Source organism: Rhizobium sp. CF142 (genome assembly GCF_000281145.1).
Classification (GTDB): domain Bacteria; phylum Pseudomonadota; class Alphaproteobacteria; order Rhizobiales; family Rhizobiaceae; genus Rhizobium.
In genome coordinates this window covers 90,959-107,817 of sequence record NZ_AJWE01000008.1, presented here as the reverse complement: position 1 = coordinate 107,817, position 16,859 = coordinate 90,959, and the positions used below count along the sequence as shown (strand labels likewise).

15 protein-coding genes are annotated in these 16,859 nt (G+C 61.5%); 14 read left to right on the top strand and 1 reads right to left on the bottom strand.

All coding sequences use genetic code 11. The features are described 5' to 3' along the window. Positions 1 to 325: 325 nt before the first annotated feature. The 14 genes from PMI11_RS01730 (at position 326) to PMI11_RS01665 (ending at position 14,394) form a co-directional block, all read left to right on the top strand. Entirely contained in the window at positions 326 to 1,402 is a 1,077-nt protein-coding gene (locus PMI11_RS01730) for an ABC transporter ATP-binding protein (RefSeq protein WP_037070540.1), read from the top strand. Positions 1,403 to 1,439: 37 nt separating this feature from the next. Then, positions 1,440 to 2,339, top strand: a complete 900-nt coding sequence (locus tag PMI11_RS01725; RefSeq protein WP_007812634.1) for an ABC transporter permease — start codon at positions 1,440 to 1,442, stop codon at positions 2,337 to 2,339. Position 2,340: 1 nt separating this feature from the next. Next, a complete protein-coding gene (locus tag PMI11_RS01720; RefSeq protein ID WP_007812632.1) occupies positions 2,341 to 3,186 on the top strand; it encodes an ABC transporter permease in 846 nt (281 codons plus the stop codon). Then, a complete protein-coding gene (locus tag PMI11_RS01715; RefSeq protein WP_007812631.1) occupies positions 3,186 to 3,923 on the top strand; it encodes an SDR family NAD(P)-dependent oxidoreductase in 738 nt (245 codons plus the stop codon). The genes PMI11_RS01720 and PMI11_RS01715 overlap by 1 nt, the downstream gene beginning before the upstream one ends. A gap of 13 nt (positions 3,924 to 3,936) precedes the next feature. Further along, on the top strand, positions 3,937 to 4,710 hold the full coding sequence (locus PMI11_RS01710) for an SDR family NAD(P)-dependent oxidoreductase (protein WP_007812628.1): 774 nt from the start codon (positions 3,937 to 3,939) through the stop codon (positions 4,708 to 4,710). Positions 4,711 to 4,814: 104 nt separating this feature from the next. Continuing rightward, positions 4,815 to 6,050 (top strand): ABC transporter substrate-binding protein, encoded by a 1,236-nt coding sequence (locus PMI11_RS01705; RefSeq protein WP_007812625.1) that lies wholly within the window; start codon positions 4,815 to 4,817, stop codon positions 6,048 to 6,050. Positions 6,051 to 6,157: 107 nt separating this feature from the next. Continuing rightward, on the top strand, positions 6,158 to 7,267 hold the full coding sequence (locus tag PMI11_RS01700; protein ID WP_007812623.1) for an ABC transporter ATP-binding protein: 1,110 nt from the start codon (positions 6,158 to 6,160) through the stop codon (positions 7,265 to 7,267). Positions 7,268 to 7,321: 54 nt separating this feature from the next. Continuing rightward, positions 7,322 to 8,203, top strand: a complete 882-nt coding sequence (locus PMI11_RS01695; protein ID WP_007812620.1) for a polysaccharide deacetylase family protein — start codon at positions 7,322 to 7,324, stop codon at positions 8,201 to 8,203. Positions 8,204 to 8,215: 12 nt separating this feature from the next. Then, positions 8,216 to 8,548 carry a hypothetical protein gene (locus PMI11_RS01690; RefSeq protein ID WP_007812618.1) on the top strand — a complete coding sequence of 111 codons (333 nt, stop codon included), beginning with the start codon at positions 8,216 to 8,218 and terminating at the stop codon, positions 8,546 to 8,548. Beyond that, positions 8,541 to 9,590: a CobW family GTP-binding protein gene (locus tag PMI11_RS01685; protein WP_007812616.1), complete on the top strand. Its 1,050-nt coding sequence runs from the start codon at positions 8,541 to 8,543 to the stop codon at positions 9,588 to 9,590. The genes PMI11_RS01690 and PMI11_RS01685 overlap by 8 nt, the downstream gene beginning before the upstream one ends. Continuing rightward, positions 9,587 to 10,801: an ABC transporter substrate-binding protein gene (locus tag PMI11_RS01680; RefSeq protein WP_007812615.1), complete on the top strand. Its 1,215-nt coding sequence runs from the start codon at positions 9,587 to 9,589 to the stop codon at positions 10,799 to 10,801. Before PMI11_RS01685 ends, PMI11_RS01680 begins: the two co-directional genes overlap by 4 nt. A gap of 19 nt (positions 10,802 to 10,820) precedes the next feature. Then, positions 10,821 to 12,194, top strand: coding sequence for an amidase (locus PMI11_RS01675; RefSeq protein ID WP_007812613.1), 1,374 nt, complete (start codon positions 10,821 to 10,823; stop codon positions 12,192 to 12,194). Between the two features lie 45 nt (positions 12,195 to 12,239). Then, positions 12,240 to 13,208: a cyclase family protein gene (locus PMI11_RS01670; protein ID WP_007812610.1), complete on the top strand. Its 969-nt coding sequence runs from the start codon at positions 12,240 to 12,242 to the stop codon at positions 13,206 to 13,208. Between the two features lie 292 nt (positions 13,209 to 13,500). After that, the gene (locus PMI11_RS01665; protein WP_157179578.1) at positions 13,501 to 14,394 is read left to right on the top strand and encodes a helix-turn-helix domain-containing protein; all 894 of its coding nucleotides are present in this window, start codon (positions 13,501 to 13,503) and stop codon (positions 14,392 to 14,394) included. Between the two features lie 50 nt (positions 14,395 to 14,444). On the opposite strand, the gene PMI11_RS01660 is transcribed toward PMI11_RS01665, so the two are convergent. After that, the gene (locus PMI11_RS01660) at positions 14,445 to 16,574 is read right to left on the bottom strand and encodes a TonB-dependent siderophore receptor (protein ID WP_007812606.1); all 2,130 of its coding nucleotides are present in this window, start codon (positions 16,572 to 16,574) and stop codon (positions 14,445 to 14,447) included. Between the last annotated feature and the right edge of the window lie 285 nt (positions 16,575 to 16,859).

Sequence of the window (16,859 nt, the reverse complement as noted above, 5' to 3'; positions counted from 1 at the left end):
AAAACTGCGCATATATGATGTAGCTTCCGATATCCTGCTTTTCGGCCTTCCTCTCATGCAATGCCGCCGATCTGCGGCTGCGTGTTGCCTTTCCCAAAAGGTCGACTGTTTTAGAAAAAAGTCTATTGAATACAAAAATCATTTATGCCATCAATTCAGCATAGGGATGCCGCCAGAAGCATTCCTGAGGTGAACGACAAAAAACGTCAGACTGCCGATCGATTTCCGCCGTGTGCTTCGCTGCGCACGAACGGTTCCGGCTGCCGTTTCGCAAGGCGCGGCGGCAGGGCGAGTGATCTATGGCTGGTGCAAAATGGAGAGGCTCTTGTCTTCGGTTCTTAAGCTCGCAGGTGTTACCAAGGCCTATGGTACGCTGAACGCGCTCGACGGCATCGACCTGTCGCTGCCGAACGACAGCTATGTTTCTCTTCTGGGGCCGAGCGGATCGGGAAAGACGACGCTGCTGCGCGTCATCGCCGGTTTCGAGCAGCCGGACCGTGGCACGGTGACTTTCAAGGGGCTGCGGATCGAGACAATGCCGCCGCACCGGCGGGACATCGGTTTCGTCTTCCAGAATTTTGCGCTCTTTCCGCATCTGTCAGTCTCCGGGAACATCGCCTTCGGGCTGGAAAACCGTGTCGAAAACCCCGTAACCGATCCCGCCATCGTGCAGGCCAGGGTCAAGGACATGATTGCACTCGTCGGTCTGTCGGGCCTGGAGGATCGCGGCGTTGCGCAGATCTCCGGTGGCCAGCGGCAGCGCGTGGCGCTGGCACGCACGCTCGTAACCGAACCGTCGCTGGTGCTGCTCGACGAGCCGCTTGGCGCGCTCGACGCCAATCTTCGCGCCCGCATGCGCAGCGAGCTCAGGCTGATCCGCGAGCGCTGCGGCGTCACCTTCCTGCACGTGACCGGCAGCGAGAGCGAGGCGCTTGCCATGGGCGACATGGTGCTGGTGCTCGACAGCGGCCGGATTGCGCAGGCGGCAGACGCCGACACGATTTACAACCGGCCGAGATCGCTGTCGGTGGCGGGCTTCCTCAACTGCTACAATCTCTTCGAAGGCCGGCTAGCCGGCGAGAGTTTCCTCGGGCCTTACGGCGCTTTCCCACTCGGCGACGAGCCGCAGTTCCGCGACGACCGCACGGGTTACGCGATCCGCTACGACCATGTTGCGATCCGCCCGACCGAAGCGCCGGTCGCCGACGACGAGGTGAAGCTCGAGGCGACCTTCGTCGCCGACGAATATTCGGGCGCCGCAATCAACTCCTTCTTCTCGCTCGATGACGGCCGCGTCTTCGAGGTGGAATCGCACCTCAGCCGGAGCAAGCCGCCGGCCTGTACGCCTCAGTCGCGCTACGCGCTCGTCTGGAAGCGCCGGGATGCCCTCGTTTACGCCTGACACTCTTGCCGCGCAGCGCGGGACGGGAGACTGATTAATGTCGATAAGTGCCACAACAGCCGATACCGAAACCGTCGTGGAACCGGTCAAGAAGGCATCCAGCAAGACGCTCTGGCTGTTGGCGCCAGGCGTCATCTGGATGTTGCTTTTCCTGGTGACGCCCATCCTGATGATGATATACGTGTCCTTCTGGACGCAGACGACCTTCAAGATCACGCCTGATCTCACCATCAAGAGCTGGGTGACCTTCTTTACCACGGACACCTATCTCAGCGCTCTCTGGACGACCGTCAGGATCTGGTTGATCGTGCTCGTCTCGACGCTCGTCGTCGGCTACCCGGCAGCGCTGTATGTTGGTCTCTTTGTCAAGAACAAGACGATCCAGACGGCGCTTCTCGTCCTCTGCGTTATCCCCTTCTGGACCTCTTTCCTGATCCGCGTGCTCGCCTGGCGGCCGATGCTGGGCAAGGAGGGGGCGATCAATCTCATCCTGCAGGGTCTCGGCATCATCAACCAGCCGATCGAGGTGCTGCTGTTTTCCGAACTCTCGGTCATCATCGGCATGACGCAGATCTATTGCGTCTTCATGGTCGGGCCGATCGCCTTCATGATGGGCCGCATCGACCAGAGCGTCATCGAGGCGGCGCAGGATCTCGGTGCCGGCTTCTGGCGCATCTTCCGCACCATCATCCTGCCGCTCACCATGCCGGGCGTGGTGGTCGGCGCGATCTTCGTCTCCGTCATGGTTCTCGGCGAGTTCGCGACTGCGGCGGCCCTTTCCGGCCGCAAGGTGAACCTTCTCGGCAACATCATCGTCACCCAGGTCGGATCGCTGAAATGGGCCTTCGCCGCCGTCGTCGGCGTCGTGCTCACCGTGCTCATGGGCATTGTCGTCGCCGCACTGCTGCGCGTCGTCGACCTCAGGAAGGAGCTCTGACATGCAGGCTGGCGGCATCAAGTTCTCCCTCGGCGTCTACACGGCGCTCTTCCTGATCTTTCTCTACGCGCCGATGGTGGTGCTCGCCATTCTGTCCTTCCAGACAGGGCCGGAGGGCGGACCGCAATTCCCGATCATCGAATGGTCGACCTATTGGTACAAGCATCTCTTCGGTCTGACGCCGCCGTCGCGCATCGCACCGCTGCCGATCAACGAAGCCTTGGTGCGCTCGCTTGTGCTCTCGGTGATGACGATGATCGTCTCCACCGTGCTCGGTGTCACCTCGGCGCAGGCCTTCCGCCGCCGGTTCCCCGGCTCTGGTGTCGTCTTCTACCTGATCGTTCTCGGCATGATGGTTCCCGGCGTTCTGGTCGGCCTCGGCATGGCGCTCGTCGCCAATGCGCTTGGCATCGACCGGCACTGGTGGGGAACAGCCTTCGTGCTGCACGTCGTCTACACCTATCCCTTCGCCTTTCTCGTCATGCTGGCGATCCTCAACCGCTTCGACCAGAGCGTCGAGGAGGCGTCGTGGTCGCTCGGCGTGTCGCCGGCACGCACCTTCCGCAAGGTAACATTCCCGCTGATCTTTCCGGGCGTGCTCTCGGCCATGCTCTTTGCCTTCACGCTGTCCTATGACGAATTCTCGCGCACGCTGTTTGCATCTGGCCGCGACCTGACGCTGCCGCTCGCCATTTACGGCACCTTCTCTGTGGAAGTGCATCCGAACGTCTTCGCCTTCGGGGTGCTGACGACGATCTTCTCCTTCGCGCTGCTCGGCATTTACGCCGTCCTGATGATGCTTTCCATACGCCGCGCCAAGCGCGTCGCGATTCAGGAGGAGGCGTGATGTCGATACCTTCTGCCATCGTCACGGGTGCAGGATCCGGCATCGGCCGCGCAATTGCAGCCCGGCTGTCGGAGGACGGCTACGCCGTGCTCGTCAACGATCTCCACCTAGACCGTGCGCAGGCGGTGGCCGAGGAGATCACGGCTGCTGGCGGCACGGCGGCAGCGGCTGCTGGCGACGTCTCTTCCGAGACTGATACGGCACGCATCTACGAGGTCGCAGTCTCGGCCTTCGGCCATCCGCGACTACTCGTCAACTGTGCCGGCATCGTCCATCAGGCGCTGTTTGAGAACCTCGAGGTTGCGGATTTCGACCGGATGTTTGCAATCCATGTGCGCGGCACCTTTCTCATGACCAAGCTCGCTCTGCCATCGATGCTCGTTTCCGGGGATGGCATCATCATCAATGTCGCTTCGCAGCTCGGCCAGATCGGCGGCATCGAACTCGTCCATTATGCCGGAGCCAAGGCGGCGATCATCGGCATGACGAAGTCGCTCGCCCGCGAGGTCTCAAAGCGCGGCGTGCGCGTCAATGCCGTCGCCCCCGGGCCGATCAATACACCGCTGGTGCGCGAACTCTCGCAGGAATGGCGTGTCCGCAAGGCCGCCGAACTGCCACTCGGCCGTTTCGGCGAGCCGGAAGAGGTTGCCGCCACCGTTTCGTTTCTCGCATCGCCCGCCGCCAGCCTGTTCGTCGGCCAAACGCTTGGCCCGAACTCCGGCGATGTCATGCTCTAGTCAGGAAAACAGAATGATCGCGATTTCTTCGACACCCCGCATCGTGCTGATCACCGGCGCCGGAATCGGCATCGGCAAGGCGACCGCAATGGCATTCGCCAACCTCGGCGACCACGTGATCGTCACCGACGTCCTGAAGGACGAAGGGCGCGCTGTAGCAGCAGAAATCGAGGCTGCGGGCGGTTCGGCCGAATTCATGGAGCTCGACGTCCGCTCGACGTCGGCGGTCGATGCTGTGGTCGCCGACGTGGAGAAGCGTCACGGTCGCCTCGACGTGATCATCGCCAATGCCGGCATCGCCCACAAGGCGCCGCTCGATGTGCTCGATGACGACCGCTGGGAGCTGACCTTCGACATCGACCTCAAGGGCATCTTCCGCGTGGTCCGTGCCGCCGTACCGGGCATGAAGGCACGCAAGTCCGGCGCCGTGGTGGCGCTTTCCTCGATCATGGGTGTCGCCTACGGCTGGGACGAGCATGTGCATTATTCCGCCGCCAAGGCCGGCGTCGTCGGCCTCGTGCGCGGCCTGGCGGTCGAACTTGCCCGCGACGGCATCCGCGTCAATGGCATGGCACCCGGCTACATTCGCACAGCACAGCTTCTCTCGGAAGAAAATTCGCTGGGACCGAAGGGCGCCGAAGCGGCAAGCGCCTTCATCCCGATGGGGCGGCTCGGCGAACCGGAGGACATCGCGGACGTGATCGTCTTCCTGGCTTCGAACAACGCGAGATACATGACCGGCCAGACGCTGGTCGTGGATGGGGGGCTCCTCGTGGGCCGATACTGACGGAGGGTGCGTCAGGACCGATCCCGCCCTGACGCCGAGGCCGGACGAGAACGATGGGTGGTCATGAAGACCATCCAGGGGAACAAAAGAACCGGAGAACGACAATGACAATTTCGATGGACATGAATCGACGTTCGCTGCTCAAGCGATCCGCGGGCGCCATGGCGCTTGCCATTGGCGGCGGCACGCACTTCCTCTCCTCGCGGGCAGCCTATGCACAGGCCACGGGCCTTGCCGGCGAACAGCTGCGCACAATCGGCCTTTCGGTCACTGTGCAGGAACGCATCCTGGCTGAGTTCAAGACGGCAAGCGGCGTTGGCACGACATCAGGCACGGCGGCGACCTTCCCGGATGCGCAGACCCGCATCCTCTCCGGTTCGAAGGACTATGACGTCTGGGAAACGATCGGCGAGCGCCTTCCCTCCGTCGTCATGACGGACAATGCTGACCCGATCGAAACCTCGGGCCTGAAGAGCTGGTCGAATATCCGCGAGATATTCACCAAGCCCGATCCAAAATTCGACGCCAAGGCGCAGATCGTCGGCCAGATCTGGACGGACGAGACGCAGACGGCGCTCTGGATGGTGCCTTCAGTCTTCAACTTCGACTCCGTCGGGTACAATCCGGACGTGCTCTCCGACGAGGAAGCCAACAGCTGGACGGCGATCTTCGACAGCAAGTACAAGGGCAAGTCCGGCCTCAACACCGACCCGCTGACAGCTTTCGGTCAGGCGGTCATGGCGATGAACACGCTTGGCCTCTCAAACGTCAAGAACCCCGGCAATCCGACCGCTGCGGAAATCGACGAGGCCGCGAAGTTCCTCATCTCGAAGAAGAAGGATGGCCAGTTCCGCGCGCTCTGGGGCGATTTCGGCGAACTCGTCAACTTCCTTGCCTCCGGCGAAATCGTCGTCTGCGACGCCTGGCAGCCGGCCGTCATGGCCGTCAAGGCGCAGGGAAAGCCCTGCAAATACGCCATCCCGAAGGAAGGCTATCGCGCCTGGTCCATCGGCAACACCATGCTGAAAGGCACGCCGAACAAGGAAGCCGTTGTCGCTTACGCGGACTACTGGCTGTCGGGCGAACCGGGCATCACGGTTTCCGAGCAGGGCTACTATTCACCGACAACCAATATCAAGCAGAAGATGGCGCCGGAGAAATACGCCTTCTGGTACGAAGGCAAGCCATGGGTAGGTGCTGCTGAACGCGGCATCAAGGAAGGCGATCTGCGTGATGGTGGCTCGCTCGAGACCCGCGCGGCAAACGTTGCCTACTGGCACCAGTGGCCGGATGAATACGATCACCTCATCCAGAAGTGGGACGAATTCCTCAGCGCCTGATGCGTTACTCCCAGCGCCCCTTCATCTCATCTGCGATGTGGTGAAGGCGCCACCTGGCAGGCGGCTCCGGTCGCCTGTCCTTCCACCCGCAACCCGGAATGACCGCCATGATACATGACCTCGAACTCTACCAGATCGGCAAGGTCTACGATAACGGAACGCCGGCCGTGATCGATTTCAACCTCGCCGTCGACAAGGGCGAGTTCATCGCGTTTCTCGGTCCGTCCGGCTGCGGCAAGACGACGACGCTGCGGATGATTGCCGGTTTCGAAAGCATCTCTTCCGGCAATCTGATGATCAGGGGCGAGCGGATCAACGATATCGGCCCGGCGCAGCGGCCGACCTCGATGATCTTCCAGAATTATGCGCTCTTCCCGCACATGACGGTGCGCAACAATATCGGCTATGGCCTCGACGTGAAGGGCATGGCTAAGGCCCAGCGCAATGCGAAAGTCGATCGCATCCTTGAAAAGCTCGGTCTCGAAGATGTGGCCGACAAGCGATGCGACAAGCTTTCCGGCGGTCAGCGCCAGCGCATCGCGCTTGCGCGCGGCCTCGTAGTCGAGCCCGACATCCTGCTGCTCGACGAGCCGCTCGGCGCTCTGGATGCCAATTTGCGCAAGACGATCCAGAGCGAATTGAAACTGCTGCAGCGCGAACTCGGCGTGACCTTCGTCTTCGTGACGCACGCCCAGTCCGAAGCGCTGGCGCTGTCCGACCGAATCGTCGTGATGAACCAGGGCCGGATCGAGCAGATTAGTCCGCCGCACCAGCTCTACACACGGCCGAACACGCCTTTCGTCGCGCAGTTCATCGGCCGCAACACGATCTTTAGGGGGGCGGTCAAGGGCCACGAGAAGGGACATGTTGTGGTCGATACGCCGCTCGGCCTTCTCACCGGCGATGCCAATGGCGCGGTCGCCGACGGAGATGCGGTGAGCGTCGTGATCCCTGCGGAAGCGATCGAGGTGCATGCGCTCGACAAGGGCGGCCGTGACGCGATCGCTCAGGCCTCCGGCGGCAATGTCATCGATGCCAGGATCCGCCGCTTCGACGTGGTCGGGCATATCTCGCATCTTTCGGTCGCCCTGCCGGATGGACGCATGCTGGCGCTCGAAGCCCATGTCGACAAGTATCCGCCCGGCGCCTTTCCGGTCGATGCGCCGGTCGCGCTCGCCTGGAAGCCGGAAAACGCCACCGTCATTCCCGCCCACTGAAAAGCCGGCCGATCAAAGCCGGACCAACGAGAACATCACAAGGAGACCCCCGCAATGGCAAAAGAAATCTTCTGCAGCTTCGGCATTGACGTGGACGCCGTCGCCGGCTGGCTCGGTTCGTATGGCGGCGAGGATTCGCCGGACGACATCTCGCGGGGCCTGTTTTCCGGCGAAGTCGGCAGCCCGCGGCTGTTGAAGCTCTTCGAGCGTTTCGGCATCAAGACGACCTGGTTCATCCCCGGCCACTCGATTGAGACGTTCCCGGAACAGATGCAGGCCGTCGCCGATGCCGGCCACGAGATCGGCATCCATGGCTACACCCACGAAAATCCGATCGCCATGACGCGCGAGCAGGAGACCGAGGTGCTCGACAAGTGCATCGACCTCGTCACCAAGCTTTCCGGCAAGCGGCCGACCGGCTATGTGGCGCCCTGGTGGGAATTCTCCAACGTTACCAATGAGCTCCTGCTCGAGCGCGGCATCAAGTATGATCACTCGCTCATGCACAACGACTTCACACCTTACTATGTTCGCGTCGGCGACAGCTGGACCAAGATCGACTATTCGAAGAAGCCGTCCGACTGGATGGTGCCGCTGAAGCGTGGTCACGAGACCGACCTGATCGAGATCCCGGCGTCCTGGTATCTCGATGACCTGCCGCCGATGATGTTCATCAAGAAGGCGCCGAACAGCCACGGTTTCGTCAACCCGCACGACATCGAGCAGATGTGGCGCGACCAGTTCGACTGGGTCTATCGCGAGATGGACTACGCTGTCTTTCCGATCACGATCCACCCTGATGTCGCCGGCCGGCCGCAGGTTCTCATGATGCTGGAGCGTCTCTATGCCCACATGATCAAGCATCCCGGCGTCAAGTTCGTGACGATGAACGAAATCGCCGACGACTTCGCCAAACGCTTCCCGCGCAAGAAGTAAGAGGCAAAGGCAATGTGTTCGCTCTGCGGCGTTCTGGGAGGTAACGAGCACTGGGCCGACGCGGTCGCGCGGCCTGGGGTCTATACCCGCACCGCCGAGCGGATCGACCGGCGGCGCGAACGCGCCCGCCGCGTTGCAATCGCCAACCGCATCCTCGATGCCTTCGGTCTCTCTATCTCCGACTGGCAGGGATCGTCTTTCCTGCTGTCGACCCGGACCGGAAAGACCGAGATCATCGAGGATCTCGGACACCTCTGGCCGGCGGCCGAGCGGCTTGCGAGCCGGCCGCTCGATCCGTTGGCCGAGCCGCTTCTCGACCGGCTGGAGGCGAGCGGCCATGACTGATGCTTTTCCGGCCTTCACGCCCGTCACGCTGCTGACCGGCTTTCTCGGATCCGGCAAGACGACGCTGCTGCGCCGGCTGTTGACCGATCCGGTGCTCTCGAACGCCGCGGTGCTGATCAACGAATTTGGCGAGGTCGGGCTCGATCATCACCTGCTTGAGCGTATCGACGAGAACATGGTGCTGCTGCAATCCGGTTGCCTTTGCTGCACGGTGCGGGGCGAACTGGCAGACGCGATCCGCGACCTGCATTCGAAGCGAGAGCGCGGCATCGTCCCGCCCTTCGACCGGATCGTCATCGAGAGCACGGGGCTTGCCGATCCTTTCCCCATTCTTTCGACGCTGAAGGCCGATCCTGTTCTGCGGCATCATTTCAGGTCCTCGGGCGTGATTGCCACCGTCGATGCCGTCAATGCGGGGGCACAGCTTGCCGCCTATCGCGAGCCAATGCGGCAGGTGGCGGTGGCAGACCTTCTGGTGCTGACCAAGGCCGATATCGTCGAGGCTGGCCAAGTCGCGCGGGTGATGGCGATGATCCGGCAGATCAATCCGGATGCGCCGATCGTCCTTTCGACGGACGATGTCTTCGATGTCATCAGGCTGCTGGAGGACACGACAACCGGCCGTGCCGAGGCCATGCAATCGCCGGGCGGCTTCTATTGCGACGATCCGGGGCCTGTTCTTGCCGGCGAACATTCCGGCGGCATTCGGTCCTTCGTGCTGATGAGCGAAGGGACGGTCGATTGGACAGCCTTCGGCATCTGGCTGACCATGCTGCTCAACCGCCACGGCGACCGCATTCTTCGGGTCAAGGGCATTCTCAACATCGAGGGCGAAGACTTTCCCGTGGCGGTCCACGGGGTGCAGCATCTGGTCCATCCGCCCGTTCATATGCAATCCTGGCCAGGCGGGAACCGGCGTTCCCGTATCGTTTTCATCGTCGATGGCATCGCGCCCGCGGCGATCGAGCGATCGTTCAACGCCTTTAACGGGCTGGGTGCGGCACAGCGCGCGCTGCGACGGGTCGAGGAGATGCAGCCATGAGAAAAATGCCGACGCCGAAGAGTTTCCCGACGCCCGCCCTCCATACAGAGGGTCGGATCAAGCTGCGCATCCTGGGCACGGCGATTTCGCTGCTGGAAGAACTCCGGCTCGGTGCCGAGCGCGATCTCGGCATGGACATCGAATTCGACAATCAGGACTTCATGACCGCCCAGCACAAGGCGGCGCTGGAGCCGATGACCTATGACATCTACGACCAGTGCTTCCACAACCTCGACATCGTCTGGTACTGGCGCGCCGTGCAGCCGATCGACATAGAGCGGATCACCCTCTGGGACGAGATCACCGATCTGACCAAGACGGGCCGCATCGGGCCGAATGCGCGGATCGGGCAGGGCGATGCACCGGTGACCAAGCTTTTCGTGCAGCCGAACCTGGCGCTTGCCGAGACGCCCTCGCAGCGCATTTCGATGCTGCCGACGACGCATAATTTCGACAGCTTCGCCTACCGGAAGGATGCGGCGAATTCCAACCAGATGACTTCGTGGGCGGCACTGCTCGATCCACGTTGGCACGGACGCGCAGCCCTCGTCAACGAGCCGGCGATCGGCATCTTCGATGCAGCACTTGCGGCGCAGTCGGCCGGGCTGATGACCTTTAACAATCTCGGCAACATGAGCATTGAGGAGATCGACCGGTTGTTGGACATTCTAGAGGAGCGCAAGAAGGCTGGCTTTTTCCGCGGCTTCTGGCGTTCGGCAGAGGACGCTGCAAACCTGATGACGAAGAGCGATACGCAGATCCAGTCGATGTGGTCGCTCGGGATCAGCAAGCTGAACCTGCGCGGCTTTCCCGTCGAACTCGCCAATCCCGCCGAGGGTTACCGCGCCTGGCATGGCGGCCTCTGCCTGTCCAAGCGGCTCTCCGGCCGGATGCTCGACGCGGCCTACGATTATCTCAACTGGTGGATCTCCGGCTGGCCCGGCGCGGTGGTGGCCCGGCAGGGTTATTACATGTCGACGCCGGCACGCTCGCGGCCGCACATGACGCCGGCCGAATGGGACTATTGGTACGAAGGCCTGCCGGCCGCGACTGACCTGCCGGGCCCCGACGGGCTCCTTCGGGTCAAGGCGGGGGCGGTGCGCAGCGGCGGCTCCTACTGGCAGCGCGCCAACTCGATCGCCGTCTGGAACACGACCATGGACGAACACAATTACCTCGTGCGCCGCTGGATGCAGTTCGTGGCGGCGTGAGTAGAACTGGAACGACAGAATGACACACTCTTACGGCTCCCTCTCGATCGCCCAGTTGTCCACCCTCATCCAGGGCGGCAGCGTCGATCCTGTTGCGGTGGCGGAGCAGGTCTTTGGGGCGATCGAGGGCCATGAAGACAAAGCGATCTTCATCTCGCTGACGCGGGAGCGGGCAATGGCGGAGGCGCATGCCTCGTCGAAGCGGCTGAAGGACGGTCGTTCGCTCGGCTTGTTCGAAGGCATTCCGGTCGCCTGGAAGGACCTCTTCGATGTTGCCGGCAGCGTCACGGCGGCAGGATCCAGGCTGCTTCTTCGCGATCGGGCACCGGCTGCGGCCGATGCCGCCGTCGTCTCTGCGCTCGCTGCAGCCGGCATGCTTGCAACGGGCCGGGTCAACATGAGCGAGTTCGCCTTTTCCGGCCTTGGCATCAATCCGCATTTCGGCACGCCGAAAAACCCCCGCAGCACGGATGTCGCCCGCATTCCGGGCGGCTCGTCCTCCGGTTCGGGCGTGGCAGTGGCGGCTGGTCTCGTGCCGGTCTCGATCGGCTCCGACACCGGCGGTTCGGTGCGGATTCCGGCAGCGCTGAACGGCATCGTCGGCTACAAGGCGACGCGTGGGCGCTATCCGATGGCCGGCGTGTTTCCGCTTGCCGGCAGCCTCGATTCGCTCGGGCCGCTCTGCCGCTCGGTGCAGGATGCCGTCTGGATCGACGCGGCGATGCGTGGAGCCACGGCATCGACGGTCAGTTGCAATCCACTTGCCGGGCTGGAGGTCGTCATTCCCACCAACGTCGTCTTCGACAATGCCGAGCCGGGTGTTGTTGCAGCCTTCGAGGCGGCGGTCGAGCGTATGTCGCGCGCCGGCGTCGTGTTCACGCGGCTGGAGATCCCGGCCTTTGCGGAAATTCTGCAGCTGATGGCCAGCCACGGAGCCCTGGTGACGGCGGAGGCCTACTGGCTGCACCGGGCGCGGATCACGGGGCCGGACGCCGGACTGATCGACCCGCGCGTGGTCTCGCGCACCAGCTTCGGCGAGAAGATCACCCTTTCGCACTATCTCGACATTCTCTCTACCCGCACCCGGCTGATCGAGGCGGTGGACCGGCTGGTCGGCGGCCGGCTGATCGCCTTCCCGACCGTCGCGCATGTGGCGCCGCCGGTCGAACCGTTGAAGACCGATGACCAACTCTTCGTTGCCACCAATGGCAAGACGCTGCGCAACACGCTGCTCGGCAACTTCCTCGACTGGTGTGGCGTATCGATCCCCTGCGGCGCGGGTGACGCCGGCATGCCGGTCGGCTTCCTGCTGTCGGGGCTGGCGCACGCCGACGAGCGGCTGCTGTCGGTGGCGCTCTCTGCCGAACCGGTCATTCGAGGCGAAACGATCTGAAGGCGGCCACTCCGGCGGCTGCGAACATGAACAAGGAGAGCTGCAATGTGCATGGCCTGTTATGTCGACGAAGCGACCAAGAGCAAGATCATCGCTTACAATGCCGAATTCCATAAGGTGACGAAGAGCCCCTACGGCAGCGACGACGAGATCGGCATGCTCAACCTGATCGACGCCAAGTCGCGTTCGGCGATTATCGGCCGCACCGATGCCTCGAAGGTATTCGACCTCTCGGTCGACCATTTTGTCGGCATGCCCGGCTGGTTCGGCGCCGGCGACCAGCCCTACCAGATCTGGATGACACATACACCGCAGGGCGAGATCGTCGCGAACACGATGGGCGTGAGGCGCGAGCAGAACGAGCTCGTCGCCTATTCCGGCGACAGTATCTCGATGTACACCCATTGCGGCACGCATATCGATACGTTCAACCACTTCGGTTACAATGGCGAGATCTTCAATGGTTTCACGGCGCGGGATCACCTCGGCAGTCGGGCTTGGGATATCTGCGGCCCGGAAAAATATCCGCCGATTTTTGCACGCGGTATTCTTCTCGATATCGCGGCCATGTATGGGGTCGATACGCTGCCGCCGAGCCATCCAATCGGCAAGGCCGACATAGAAGACTGCCTTAAGAAGCAGGGCCTAAAAATTCTGCCCGGCGATGTCGTTTTGCTACGCACTGGCCAGATGCTCCTATGGCCAGACATGGCCTTCACCAGGAATACACCTGGCCTCAATCGCGAGGGTGCCGAGTATATTTGCAAGCACGGTGCCATCATGATCGGCGCCGACAATTTGACGCTCGAGCAGACGCCTTCGGCACACGTGCTCAATTTCTTCCCTGTTCATACCTATCTGCTGGCGGAAGCGGGCGTTCCGATCCTCGAGATGGCTTATCTCGAAGAGCTTGCCAGTGAAAAGCTTTACGAATTTGCCTTTTTCGGTGCATGCATCAAGTTGCGCGGAGCAACCGGCGCGCCGATGCGACCAGTGGCGATGCCGCTGAGCTGAACGCAAGGCGCGGACCAGGCCATCCGCGTGAAGCGATGTTCATGATTGCGACCCGAGGGAGATATGGCCGATCCGTTTGCAGGGCGATCCTGGCGGATCAATGCTGCCTATGTGAAGGGCGTATTTCACGATCAATAAACATGATTATTGAACTCATGTTAATTTTGGTTTAGAAGCGCGCGTGAAATGCGCACTTCCCGCAGAGATATCAGAGCATCGCTGCCGGGAGCGCGCTCGTGCCGCTGACAGGCACGATGGTATGGCGGATGCCGAATAAGGACGGTCTCTGGTTTTGAGTTTCTGGCATTCCATGGTCTGGCACACAGAAGGCATCCGGGTGATGGCGCCGGTCAAATGGCGCCAGTTCGATGGGCTTGTCAGTGTCCTTTGGGACGCCGAAAGCCAGTCGGGCGCCAAGGGCTATTACTTGTCGGACGATCCGCGCATCATGATCTTCTTTAGCGATGTCTCGTCGCAGATCCGCATGTCCAACCGCGACGGCGATTTTCAGCAGCACTACCGGCCAATGACGCGGGCGGTCTACGTTCCGCCCGGCATGCCGATGTGGACGACGAGTGGTGCCACGCATCGCTTCTCTCATCTCAATCTGCATATGCACAGGGATCGGCTATTGCGATATCTTGCGCCATCAGTCGGCAATTCCGCGGCCATGACGGCGCTACGCAATCCGGTCGAGATGCAGGATACCGGAGCCATCGAAACGCTTGCACGCCTTGTCGTCGACGAGGTCTCCAACCCGTCGAAACACCAGATCTTTGGTGAGAGCCTTGTCGGAAGCATCGTCAGCGGTCTCCTGGACATTCCAGTGCAGGGCGCCGAACAGGTCAACGGTCGGCTGACCCAGGCGCAGATGAACAAGCTGATCGCCCGCGTCGATCATCTCAGCGATTGCCGCCTGACTGTCGCAGAAATGGCCGCGACGGTAGGTCTGTCGGAAAGCTGGTTTTCCAATGTCTTCAAGCAGACAACGGGCAAGACGCCACTGCAATGGCAGCTCGCCAAGCGCATCGACCATGCCAAGACGCTTCTAACCGAAAGCGAGCTTTCGGTCGCCGATATTGCCGCTCAGCTCGGTTTTTCCGATCAGGCGCATTTGACCAAGGTCTTTCGCCAGATCGTTGGCGACACACCCGCCGCATGGCGGCGGATGCGCCAGCTCCGCTAGCGTCTCGGATAAACTCTCCCGCCTACAGGACTGTCGGCGGGACCGGCCGCTTACCAGGTCTGGCGCAGAGTTGCGTAGATTGCCCGGCCCGGATTGTAGAAATCCGCACCGAAGCCGCCATAGGCGACATGCTTCTCGTCGAAGAGATTGGTGACATTCACATCGAAGGATGTGTTTTCCTGGATCTTGTAGCCGAACGCCGCGTCGAAAACGATGCTGCTGCCCGTCGACTGGGTATTGGCGTCGTTGAAGTAGTAGGCGCCGGTATAACGCGCGCCGAGACCGAAATTCATGTCGCCGCGAAAGCCGTTGCCGGGAAGTCCGTAGTTTACCCAGAGCGACGCGGTGTGATTGGGCACGAAGGACATTTCGTTGCCCTCATTGCCGAGCGTGCCGTTCTCGACGATATCGGAGACCATGTAGGAATAGGCGGCCGTCAGGCTGATATTGTCGGTGACTTCAGCCTTGGCTTCGAGATCGATGCCGCGCACGCGGACCTCGCCGATCGTCTCCTGGAAGCCCGTCGCCGGATTCGTGCGGGTGATATTGCTCTTGGTGAGATCATAGACCGCTGCGCTGAAGAGTGCCGGGAATTCGTCGGGCCGATATTTGACACCCACTTCCCATTGTTCGCCCCGCTCGGGATCGACTGTCAGCGAGGGTGGCAGTGCTGATTCCGCATAACTGACATAGGTCGCAACCTGATCGGTGAGCTTGTAGGAGAGGGCGGCTCGCTTGGTGAATTCGCTGAGATCGGCACTGGTGGTTGAGTTGGAGAGATTGTTCAACTGATTGAGGTCCATCCAGTCGTTGCGCAACCCGACAGAGGCCGTCAGCCTGTCGAAGAAGGTCAGATCCTGCTGCAGGTAGAGCCCGGTGGTCTTCTGGTCGTTGGTCAGGCTCTGGTAGAGGGGGACCGAGGTCGGCGCGCCGGTATAGACAGGGTTCGTCCAGTCGATGCTTGGCGCCGGGCCGTAAAAACTGTCATTGTCGGATTGCAGGTTATTGTATTGCAACCCGACGAGGCTGCGGCTGTCGATATTGTCGAAGCTCGTGTCATATTGCAGGCGAGTATCGATGATGACGTTTTCGGCCGCCTGTTCATTGCCGAAGAAAGCGCGGTCGGCAATCGTCGATCCGTTGGTCGGCGTCGAAGAAATATAGGCATAACCGAAATTGCTTTTGGCGTCGCTGTAGCGCGCATTCGAGCTGAATGTCAGGCCATTTCCGAAATCATGGTCGAACATGACGCTGACCGAGTTCCTGTTGACGTCGCGATAATTGTAGTCCGGCTCGCCGAAGAAGCGGCTTCTGGAAAAATCCGAGCCGACCGGATGGCCGCCGCCGCCGGGCACGCCGTCCTTGTCCAGATGGTCGAAGACCACGGTCAGATTGGTATCGGCGCTCGGGCGCCAGGTGACACCGCCCATGATGAAGTTCTCGTCGTCCTGGGAATAGTCATATTCCGCGTCGGCGCGCTTGAATTTGCCGGTGATGCGGTAGGAGAAGGTGTCGTCTTCGGTGATGTTGTCGCCAAAATCGACACCGGTTTCGCGATGGTCGAAGGAACCGCCCGTCACATAGGCTTGGCCGAAGCGTTCGCTCTTCGGTCTCTTGGTCACGAAATTGACCGCGCCGCCGGGATCGGAAACGCCGAAAGTCGTGGAGTTGGCGCCTTTCAGCACTTCGACGCGCTCGAAGGCGAAGGGCTCTTCCCGGATGCCGCCGAAGGGGTCGCCAAGCGTCAGGCCGTCGCGATAGGTATAAGCGTCGAAGCCGCGAATCTTGAAATAGTCGAAGCGGTCGTCCGAGCCGTAGAAGTCAGTGGTGACGCCAGACGTATATTGCAGAACCTGCTCGGTATCCTGTGCGCCGCGCTCCTGGATTTCCTTTGAGGTGATGAGGGAGACGGAGGCCGGCGTGTCGAGAAGATCCGTCGCCATGCCGTTGCCGCTTATGGTCTTGGTCGCGACGATCGATTTCGAGTCATTGTCGGTATCGAGGCCACTGCCGTAAATGACGATGGGCTCGAGATTGGTGACAGTATTCGAATTTCCGCTCTCCTGCGCGAGCACCATGCCAGGCGCGAGGGCGACAAGCGCGGTGCATCCCAAAAGGACCGCATCCCGGGTGCGCAGGAGGGCCTGTCGCGAATGAGCGCCTGTTCTTATGATGTCCATGTTCACGTTCCACAATTTGGTGTCGCCATGACGGCCCTTCGGCTTGGGGTGCCGAATGGGATGCCGGTTTGGGGATCGCTCTAAACGGCATACCGGCAGCCCAAACGAGCGGGAGAATTCCTCCCGGAGCGGCGGCTGCGATGGTTGGCTCGATGTCCCTTGCGATGGCTACTAACTTGAGCGTAGTTGTCCAGTATTGTAAATTTCCGGCGTTTTGTACGATCCCACGGAAATCTCAACGCTATGGTCCTTTGGCTGCGGCATCACCGTTGACGCAGGTGGATT